Origin of the sequence: Stenotrophomonas sepilia, assembly GCF_003244875.1 — a bacterium.
Lineage (GTDB): Bacteria > Pseudomonadota > Gammaproteobacteria > Xanthomonadales > Xanthomonadaceae > Stenotrophomonas > Stenotrophomonas sepilia.
The window spans coordinates 35,344-45,092 of record NZ_LXXZ01000026.1 but is presented as its reverse complement, the minus strand read 5'-3'; the positions used below and the strand labels follow the sequence as shown (position 1 = coordinate 45,092).

Sequence of the window (9,749 nt, the reverse complement as noted above, 5' to 3'; positions counted from 1 at the left end):
AGAACGATTGGACCGGGTGCGGGATGATTATTCCCCTTAATCAGGACTAATCAAGTAAAGGTTTGAGGTCTATCGTGGCGCCATTCGTTAATTGGAGCCCGTCCGCCATGAGCCTGCGCAACATTCTTGCCCGACTCCGGAACGCCGGCCAGAACACCCTGGACCTGGCGATGACCGTCGAAGCCCGTCCGAGTTCCTTGGTACACAAGGACTTTCGTGAGTTTACCGCGCCCATGCGTCAGCAGCGTGGCGGTGCCATCCGCCTGGTCCCGCACAAGGGCGACCGGCTGCGTCGAATCGGGACTATCCCGGATTTGGGAGGAAATGTCCCGTGAATGGGATACTGACGCCCGAAGTCCTGGTCCTTGGCGGTACCGGTGCCGTCGGCCAGGGCGTGGTCGGCGCGTTGCTGGAAGCCGGCAGCCCGGTGCTGGTGGTTGGCCGCGATCCGGGCCGGCTGGCCGCGCTGCATGAGCAGTTCGCGGATGAGCCCGGACTGGAGACGCTGCTGGGTTCGCTCAGCGATGACGGCTCGGCACGCGCGCTGGCCGAACGCATCGCGCAGCGCCCGCGTCCGTTGGCCGCCGTGATCGCGGCCATGGGTGGCCCCTACCGTCGCGGCCGGGTGATCGACCGCAAGGGCGATGAGCTGCTGGGCGCGATGCAGGCCGACCTGATGCCGCACGTGCACGCCGTGCGCCACCTGCTGCCGCTGCTGCAGGACAACGTGCATGCGCGCCGCTACGTGATGATCGGCAGCCCGGCCAACGCCAAGCCCTGGGCGGGCTACGGCGAGACCTCGATCACCACCGCCGCACTGCGCATGTACGCGCAGGTGGTGCACCAGGAAGCGCAGGCGCTGGGCGTGCGCGCGCAGATGCTGGAAGTCTGCAGCCCGGTGTGTACCCCGGCCAACGCGGCCAATGCCTGCATCGAGTGGCCCAGCTCGCTGCTGGTCGGTCGTCGTGTGGTCTCCCTGCTTGATGGGTGCCGCGACAACCGCGCCATCGTCCGCTGCGACAGCAGCGATGCCGAATTGCCGCGTGGCCTGCTGCACCTGGAAGTTCCTCCGCTGTGGCGCGACACCGCAGGCATCGCTTGACCTCGACCATGGTTGAGGTCGCAGTATTCGCCGCCGATTTTTGCAACACGTTCTCATATCGCTGTACCACCCCTCCGTACGGATGCATGCCATGACTTCCCCCAATACCACCCCACATCGTTTCGGCCATCGCATTGCGATGGCCGGCGTGTCGATCCTCGCCGCGGCCGTGCTTGCAGCCTGCAGCGGCGGCCATGCCGAAGAAGGCGGTGCACCGCCGCCGCCGCAGGTCAGCGCCGCGCCGGTGCTGGTCAAGCAGGTCAGCCAGTGGGACGAGTTCAGTGGCCGCGTCGAAGCGGTGCAGAGCGTTGAACTGCGTCCGCGCGTGTCCGGCTACATCGACAAGGTCAACTACGTTGAAGGCCAGGAAGTGAAGAAGGGCGAAGTGCTCTTCACCATCGACGCGCGCAGTTACCAGGCCGAGTACGATCGGGCAGCCGCCGAACTGGCCCGCGCCCGTACCCAGGCCACGCTGGCCCGCAGCGAGTCCGAGCGCGCCAAGCGGCTGTCCGAGCAGCAGGCGATCTCCACCGAGACCGCCGAGCAGCGCCGTGCGGCTGCCGACCAGTCCGGCGCCGCCGTGCAGGCCGCGCAGGCAGCATTGGATGCCGCCCGCCTCAATCTTGAGTTCACCAAGGTGCGGGCACCGATCGACGGCCGTGCCGGCCGCGCGATGGTCACCGCCGGCAACCTGGTCACCGCCGGCGACAGCGCCAGCGTGCTGACCACGCTGGTCTCGCTGGACACGGTGTTCGTCTACTTCGATGCCGACGAAGGCACCTTCCTGCGCTACGCCCAGATGGCACGCAAGGGTGAGCGCCCGAGCGAGCGTGACAGCGCGCTGCCGGTGAAGGTCGGCCTGTCCGGTGAAGAAGGCTACCCGCACACGGGCAAGGTCGACTTCCTCGACAACCAGGTCGCCCGCAGTACCGGGACCATCCGCGTCCGCGCGCTGCTGGACAACGCCGATCGCCAGTTCACGCCGGGCTTGTTCGCCCGCGTGCAGCTGCTTGGCAGCGGCCAGTTCCAGGCGCTGCTGATCGACGACAAGGCCGTGCTGACCGACCAGGACCGCAAGTACGTGTACGTGGTCGACAAGGATGGCAAGGCCCAGCGCCGTGACATCCAGCTCGGCCGCACCGCCGACGGCCTGCGTATCGTCGAGCACGGCCTGGCCGCCGGTGACAAGGTGATCATCGATGGCGTGCAGAAGGTCTTCATGCCGGGCATGCCGGTGCAGGCCAAGGCGGTGGCGATGCAGCCACAGCCGGCGCCGGCACCGGGCCGCGATGCCACCGCTGCCCTGAAGCACTGATCCGCCGTCTCCTGATCCGCGTTTCCGCTTAGCTGCCGGCGCCAGCGGCAGCCTTCCCTGCCTTCGTCATCCCGGCGAGGGGCGGGGTGGCTGTTGCCCGCCGAATGCCTTTCCCAGGAATTCCTCCATGGACTTTTCCCGCTTCTTCATCGACAGGCCGATCTTCGCGGCGGTGCTGTCGATCGTGATCTTCGCCGCAGGCCTGATCACGATTCCAATCCTGCCGATCAGTGAGTACCCCGAAGTGGTGCCGCCGTCGGTGGTCGTACGCACGGTGTATCCGGGCGCCAACCCCAAGGTCATTGCCGAGACCGTCGCCACGCCGCTTGAAGAGGCCATCAACGGCGTCGAAGGCATGATGTACTTGAAGTCGGTGGCCGGCTCGGACGGCGTGCTGCAGATGACCGTCACCTTCCGCCCGGGCACGGACCCGGACGCAGCGGCGGTGAAGGTGCAGAACCGCGTGGCGCAGGCGCAGGCGCGCCTGCCCGAGGACGTGCGCCGGCAGGGCGTGACTACGCAGAAGCAGTCGCCGACCTTCCTGATGGTGGTGCACCTGACCTCGCCGCAAGGCAAGTACGACACCCTGTACCTGCGCAACTACGCGCGCCTGCACGTCAAGGATGCGCTGGCGCGTATTCCGGGCGTGGGTGACGCGCAGATCTTCGGTGGCGGCGACTACGCCATGCGTGCCTGGCTGGACCCGGACAAGGTGGCCTCGCGCGGCCTGACCGCGAGCGACGTGGTGCGTGCCATGCGCGAGCAGAACGTGCAGGTTTCGGCCGGCCAGCTCGGCGCCGAACCGCTGCCGGACAGCAAGTTCCTGACCCTGATCAATGCCCAGGGCCGTCTGAAGACCGAAAAGGAATTCGGCGACATCGTGCTCAAGAGCGGCACCGATGGCGAGATCGTGCGCCTGTCCGACGTGGCCCGCCTGGAACTGGGTGCGGGCGACTACACCCTGCGCTCGCAGCTGGACGGCAAGAACGCGGTGGGTATCGGTATCTTCCAGTCGCCGGGTGCCAACGCGCTGGAAATCCGCGATCAGGTCATCTCGACGATGGACGAGATGCAGAAGACCATGCCGGCCGATGTGAAGTACGAAGCGGTGTATGACACCACCATCTTCGTGCGCGACTCGATCAAGGCCGTGGTCTCCACGCTGCTGGAAGCGATCGCCCTGGTGGTGCTGGTCGTGATCCTGTTCCTGCAGACCTGGCGTGCGTCGATCATTCCGTTGATCGCGGTGCCGGTGTCGGTGGTGGGTACGTTCGCCGCGCTGTACCTGCTGGGCTTCTCGATCAATACGCTGAGCCTGTTCGGCCTGGTGCTGGCGATCGGCATCGTGGTCGACGACGCGATCGTGGTGGTGGAGAACGTTGAACGCAACATCGAGGAAGGCCTGTCACCCACCGCCGCGGCCCACCAGGCCATGCGCGAAGTGTCCGGCCCGATCGTGGCGATCGCGCTGGTGCTGTGTGCCGTGTTCGTGCCGATGGCCTTCCTGTCCGGTGTCACCGGCCAGTTCTACAAGCAGTTCGCGGTCACCATTGCCATTTCCACGGTGATCTCGGCGATCAATTCGTTGACCCTGTCGCCAGCCCTGGCCGCGCGCCTGCTGAAGGCCCATGGCGCTCCGAAGGACGGCCCGAGCCGCCTGATCGACCGCCTGTTCGGCTGGGTGTTCCGTCCGTTCAACCGCTTCTTCAAGTCCAGCTCGGAGAAGTACGAGCGTGGCGTGGCCCGCATCCTCGGCCGCCGCGGTGCGGTGTTCGTGGTCTACGCGATCCTGCTGGTCGGTACCGGCGTGATCTTCAAGCTGGTGCCTCCGGGCTTCATTCCGACCCAGGACAAGCTGTACCTGATTGCCGGTGTGAAGCTGCCGGAAGGTTCGTCGATCGCCCGCACCGATGAAATGCTGCGCAAGGTCGCCAAGATCGCCCAGGAAACCGATGGCGTCGCTCACACCATCTCGTTCCCCGGTCTGAACGCGCTGCAGTTCACCAATACGCCGAACACCGGTGTGGCGTTCATCCCACTCAAGCCGTTCGCCGAGCGCCATGGCCGCACCGCCGCGCAGATCAATGCCGAGATCAACCAGAAGATCGCCGGCCTGCAGGAAGGCTTCGCGTTCGCGATGATGCCGCCGCCGATCCTCGGCCTGGGCAATGGCAATGGCTACCAGATGTTCATCGAGGACCGTGGCAACCTGGGTTACGGCGCGCTGCAGAATGCGGTGCAGGCCATGCAGGGCACCGTTGCGCAGACGCCGGGCATGGCCTTCCCGATTTCCAGCTACCAGGCCAACGTGCCGCAGCTCGATGCCGAGGTCGACCGCGTCAAGGCCAAGGCACAGGGCGTGCAGCTCACCGAGCTGTTCGACACGTTGCAGACCTACCTGGGTTCGGCCTACGTCAACGACTTCAACCAGTTCGGCCGCACCTGGCAGGTGATCGCCCAGGCAGATGGTCCGTACCGCGAGACGGTCGAGGACATCGGCAAGCTGCGTACCCGCAACGACCGCGGCGAGATGGTGCCGATCGGTTCGATGGTCACCATCAAGCAGACCTTCGGCCCGGACCCGGTGCTGCGCTTCAATGGCTATCCGGCAGCGGACCTGGCCGGTGAAGCCGACCCGCGCCTTCTGTCCTCGGCCGAAGCGATGACCAAGCTGACCGAGATCGCCGGCAAGGTGCTGCCGGTGGGCATGACCACCGAATGGACCGACCTGAGCTACCAGCAGGCAACCCAGGGCAAGGCCGCCTTCATCGTGTTCCCGGTGGCGATCATGCTGGCCTTCCTGGTGCTGGCCGCGCTGTACGAGAGCTGGTCGCTGCCGCTGGCGGTGATCCTGATCGTGCCGATGACCCTGCTGTCCGCGTTGTTCGGCGTGTGGCTGACCGGCGGTGACAACAACGTGTTCGTGCAGGTCGGCCTGGTGGTGCTGATGGGCCTGGCGTGCAAGAACGCGATCCTGATCGTCGAATTCGCCAGAGAGCTGGAGATGGGCGGCAAGGGTATCGTTGAAGCCGCGCTGGAAGCCTGCCGCCTGCGCCTGCGCCCGATTGTGATGACCTCCATCGCCTTCATCGCCGGCACGGTGCCGCTGGTGCTGTCTCACGGTGCAGGCGCCGAAGTGCGCTCGGTGACCGGCATCACCGTGTTTGCTGGCATGCTGGGTGTGACGCTGTTCGGCCTGTTCCTCACCCCCGTGTTCTACGTGGCCCTGCGCAAGTTCGTCACCCGCAACGGTGGTGGCCAGCTGGTGCAGCACGGCGAACCGACCATCCATCACTGACAGGGAACGTTGCTGACACTGGCCGCCCGGTCGGTGTCGGTTTTCCCCCTCATCAAGGCATGACTCCATGAACTCCCATCAGAACAAGATCGCACTGGTTACCGGCGCCACCCGTGGCATCGGCGCCGAAACGGTACGCCAGCTGGCCAGCAACGGCGTGCATACGCTGCTGGCCGGGCGCAAGCGTGAGGCCGCCGTGGAGCAGGCGCTGAAGCTGCAGGCCGAGGGCCTGCCGGTGGAAGCACTGCAGCTGGACGTCACCGACAGCGCCAGCATCGCCGAGGCGGTGCAGCAGGTGCGCGAGCGCCACGGCCGCCTCGACATCCTGGTCAACAATGCGGGCGTGTTGCTGGAAAATCCGGCGCAGCGGCCGTCGGAGCAGTCGTTGGACACCTGGCGCCGCACCTTCGAGACCAACGTCTACGCACTGGTCGCGGTGACCCAGGCCTTCCTGCCGCTGCTGCAGCAGGCCAAGGCAGGCCGCATCGTCAATGTCTCGAGCATCCTCGGTTCGCAGACCCTGCATGCCGATCCGGCGTCGGGCATCTACGACATGAAGGTTCCGGCCTACAACGCCTCCAAGGCCGCTGTGAACAGCTGGACCCTGGCACTGGCGCACGAACTGCGCAACACGCCGATCAAGGTCAACACCGTGCACCCGGGCTACGTGAAGACCGACATGAACGGCGGCCACGGCGAAATCGAAATCGCCGAAGGCGCGCGCTCCAGCGTGCAGATGGCGCTGATCGGCCATGAAGGCCCGAACGGCAGCTTCACCTACCTGGGCGAGGTGCTGCCATGGTGATCCGCACGTTGGCGATGGCCGTCTCCAGCCTGGTGCTGGCGGGCTGTGTCAGCGTCGGCCCGAACTACAAGGCCCCGGTGCAGGAACCGGTGGTCCTGCAGGGTGCACAGCAGCCGGTGTTCAGTACCGCTTCGCCGGTCGCCAGCTGGTGGGCGCAGTTCGATGATCCGGTGCTGGAACAGCTGGTGCACGGCGCACTGTCGGACAACCTGGACCTTCGCGTGGCCGTGGCCCGCGTCAGCCAGGCCCGCGCGGTGTTCGTGGAAAGCCGCCTCGACCAGGCTCCGCACGTCACCGCTGGCGGCAGCTACGACCGCCGCAAGCAACCCGATCCGCAGCTGGGTGGGCAGCGGGTGTTCAGTGAAAGCTACCAGCTCGGCTTCGACGCCGGCTGGGAGCTGGATCTGTTCGGCCGCAAGCGCCGTGCTGCTGAAGCCGCGCGCGCCGACCTCGGTGCCGAGCAGGCCAACCTGGCCGATGCGCAGGTCCTGGTCGCCGCTGAAGTGGCACGCAATTACTTCGAGCTGCGTGGTACGCAGAAGCGCATCGCGGTGGCCCAGCACACGCTGGAAAACCTGCGCGATACGCAGAAGCTGACTGAGGCGCGCTGGGAGCTGGGCGCAGGCAGCGAGCTGGATGTGCAGAGCAGCCGTGCCCGCCTGAAGGCGATCGAGGCTGACATCCCGTTGCTGGAAGTGGCCGAGGCGCAGTCGCGCAACCGGCTGGCCGTGCTGCTCGGCCAGCGCCCGGAAGTGCTGACTGACATGCTCGCGCCGCACGACGTACCGGCCTTCGCCAAGGCACTGCCGCTGGGCGATACCCGCGAACTGCTGCGCCAGCGTGCCGACGTGCGCGTGGCCGAGCGTCGCCTGGCGGCTGCGACCGCACGCGTGGGCGTGGCCACGGCGGACCTGTTCCCGCGGTTGTCGCTGTCCGGCTTCGTCGGGTTCCTCGGTGGCGATGCCAGCGGCCTGGTCAATGGCAACAACAAGGCCTGGTCGCTGACCCCATCGCTGAGCTGGGCGGCATTCGACTTCGGCACCGTGCGTGCACGCCTGCGTGCCAGCAAGGCTGAAGCCGAAGGCGTGGCCGCGCAGTATGAGCAGGCGGTACTGCTGGCCCTGGAAGACACCGAGAACGCACTGACCCGCTATTCCAAGCAGCAGGCACGGTTGGCGATCGTGGTCGAGCAGGCGCAGGCGGCACGGCGTGCCGAATCGCTGGCTCAGATCCGCTATCGCGAGGGCTCGGAGGACTTCCTGACACTGCTGGATGCGCAGCGCACGCAGCTGGCAGCCGATGATGCGTTGGCGGCGGCCGAGTCCGAGGTCAATGTCAGCGTGGTGGGCGTGTACAAGGCGCTCGGAGGCTGGGGGCAATCACCGCAGCAACCGAGCGTGGCGCAGGTGCAGTGACTCCGGGGGGACGGAGGCCGTGGCTTCCGTCCCCTTACTCTTTCAGGGCCACTGATTGGCCGGCACCTCGCGCTCGCGCATGCGCACGATGCAGAAGCGATGGCCGGTCGGTGCTTCCATTACCCACCAGCGCTTGACGAAGCCTATCCGTCGCGCGCCGAGCTTCTCCAGGCGGTCGGCTTCGGCATCGATGTCGTCGCTCTCGATGTCCAGATGCACCCGTGACGGGTGATCGACCCGCTGGACTTCAACGTCCAGGCCCGCCGGTGCGCCCAGCAGGTCGGCATACTCGGCGCCCCCTTCGGCACGCGCCGCCTGTGCCTGCAGGCCGAGCGCGGCGGCCCAGAAACGGGCGCCTTCGTCGGCGGGAAGGTCCTGGCAGTCGATGATGAATCCTGCCAGCCGGCTCTGGTGTGCCATGTGCTGCTCCGCAGTTCGAGGGGTACGCGGCAGGGTAGCGCGGTGCATTTCGCGTACGTCTTCACCTTCGTGACGTTTCTGACTCTGCCGGATTGCGGGCTCGCCGTGTAACTAGTGGGTCAGGCACTCGGGAGGACAGGCAATGGCGGACGGAAGGCGGGATACCCAACGGATGTTGTTCGGCGATCCGGGTCCACCGGGTGCGGGTCTGTCAGTGGCGGTCGTGGTGCTGCTGGTGCTGGCGACGATGGCCGCAGCGGTCGGTTTCCTGCGCCTGCAGGATTCGATGCTGGGGCTGGGCCTGATCGGCGTCGCCGTGTTCCTGGCGATAGGGGCCCGCATCTGCCAGGCGCGCGATCAGCATCAGGCCCTGTATCGCCTGCTGTCGCGGCAGCCGCCGCTGTAGCTGCGGCTGCCGTGCGGGGTCAGTGCTGTGGCCAGTCCAGTTCGACCACCAGCGGGAAATGATCCGATGGCAGCACGCCATCGATGCGGCGGTCATCGGTCAGGAAGCTGCGCGCGTGGAAACCGCGCACCAGCACCCAGTCCAGCTGCGCGGTGGCCTTGCCAGTGAAATCGTGGAAGGTCAGTCGCGGGCCCTGCGGTGTCTTCACCTGGGTACGGGTGTCGTGCAATACGCGGGTGAATGCCTTGTAGGTGTCGCCGCCGGGTTCGCTGTTGAAGTCACCGGTCAGCACCACCGGCAGGTCGGCCGGCAGGCCGGCCACGCGCCTGCCGATCAGCTCGGCACCTTTCACCCGTCGTGGTTCGTCCTCGTCGCGGTAGGGCAGGTGGGTATCCATGAAATAGAAGCGGCGGCCGTCATCGATGCGGCGGAACAGCGCCCAGGTGACCATGCGTGGATACAGGTTGCCCCAGGTGATGCTGCCGGGCACATCGGGCGTATCAGACAGCCAGAAGTTGCCTGATTCCTCGATCGCCAGCACCTTGCTGTCGTAGAACACGCCCATGTGCTCGTCGCCGCTGCCGCCGCGGCGGCCCTCGCCGAACCAGCGGTAGCCGGGCAGGTGCTGGGCAAGGTAATCGGCCTGCTCCTGCACCAGCTCCTGGGTACCGATCACCGCCGGGTGCGCATCGAGGATGACCTTCACCATCGCATCGCGACGATCGGGCCAGCGCTTGCCGGGCTCGGTATCGGCCGGGGTGCGCACATTGAACGACATCACCTTCAACGGCGCAGGGGCTGCGGCCCAGGCGCTGGTCGCAGGCAGGGCAAGCGCCAGCAGGGCACAGAGTACGGGGCGACGGAAACGCGACAACATCGTGGAATCCCTCCATTCCATGAAAACGGTTTCACAGAGCATGCCACGAATGCGCGGACAGCGTTATGCAGGGATGGGTGGCTCGCGGATGCCGGGCGGGCGATGAACGTC

The 9,749-nt window shown here is 66.5% G+C and carries 9 protein-coding genes; 7 read left to right on the top strand and 2 right to left on the bottom strand.

All coding sequences use genetic code 11. The features are described 5' to 3' along the window. Positions 1-107 precede the first annotated feature (107 nt). The 6 genes from A7X97_RS02495 to A7X97_RS02470 all read left to right on the top strand — a co-directional run bounded on the left by A7X97_RS02495 (position 108) and on the right by A7X97_RS02470 (position 7,935). Positions 108-335, top strand: coding sequence for a hypothetical protein (locus tag A7X97_RS02495; protein ID WP_049414419.1), 228 nt, complete (start codon positions 108-110; stop codon positions 333-335). Beyond that, positions 332-1,102: an SDR family NAD(P)-dependent oxidoreductase gene (locus A7X97_RS02490; protein WP_072168317.1), complete on the top strand. Its 771-nt coding sequence runs from the start codon at positions 332-334 to the stop codon at positions 1,100-1,102. The genes A7X97_RS02495 and A7X97_RS02490 overlap by 4 nt, the downstream gene beginning before the upstream one ends. A gap of 91 nt (positions 1,103-1,193) precedes the next feature. Next, positions 1,194-2,417, top strand: coding sequence for an efflux RND transporter periplasmic adaptor subunit (locus tag A7X97_RS02485; RefSeq protein ID WP_088497191.1), 1,224 nt, complete (start codon positions 1,194-1,196; stop codon positions 2,415-2,417). A 127-nt stretch (positions 2,418-2,544) separates the two neighbouring features. Further along, entirely contained in the window at positions 2,545-5,715 is a 3,171-nt protein-coding gene (locus tag A7X97_RS02480) for an efflux RND transporter permease subunit (protein WP_072168316.1), read from the top strand. A gap of 67 nt (positions 5,716-5,782) precedes the next feature. Next, entirely contained in the window at positions 5,783-6,520 is a 738-nt protein-coding gene (locus tag A7X97_RS02475; RefSeq protein WP_072168315.1) for an SDR family oxidoreductase, read from the top strand. Next, complete coding sequence (locus tag A7X97_RS02470; RefSeq protein ID WP_111007571.1) at positions 6,514-7,935, top strand: efflux transporter outer membrane subunit; 1,422 nt, start codon at positions 6,514-6,516, stop codon at positions 7,933-7,935. The genes A7X97_RS02475 and A7X97_RS02470 overlap by 7 nt, the downstream gene beginning before the upstream one ends. A gap of 42 nt (positions 7,936-7,977) precedes the next feature. Here A7X97_RS02470 and A7X97_RS02465 read toward each other — a convergent pair whose 3' ends face one another. Further along, complete coding sequence (locus A7X97_RS02465; RefSeq protein WP_005416164.1) at positions 7,978-8,355, bottom strand: VOC family protein; 378 nt, start codon at positions 8,353-8,355, stop codon at positions 7,978-7,980. 142 nt (positions 8,356-8,497) lie between these two features. Here A7X97_RS02465 and A7X97_RS02460 point away from each other — a divergent pair, with 142 nt between their 5' ends. Then, entirely contained in the window at positions 8,498-8,761 is a 264-nt protein-coding gene (locus tag A7X97_RS02460) for a hypothetical protein (protein ID WP_049414598.1), read from the top strand. A 19-nt stretch (positions 8,762-8,780) separates the two neighbouring features. Here A7X97_RS02460 and A7X97_RS02455 read toward each other — a convergent pair whose 3' ends face one another. Beyond that, positions 8,781-9,638 carry an endonuclease/exonuclease/phosphatase family protein gene (locus A7X97_RS02455; RefSeq protein WP_072168313.1) on the bottom strand — a complete coding sequence of 286 codons (858 nt, stop codon included), beginning with the start codon at positions 9,636-9,638 and terminating at the stop codon, positions 8,781-8,783. Between the last annotated feature and the right edge of the window lie 111 nt (positions 9,639-9,749).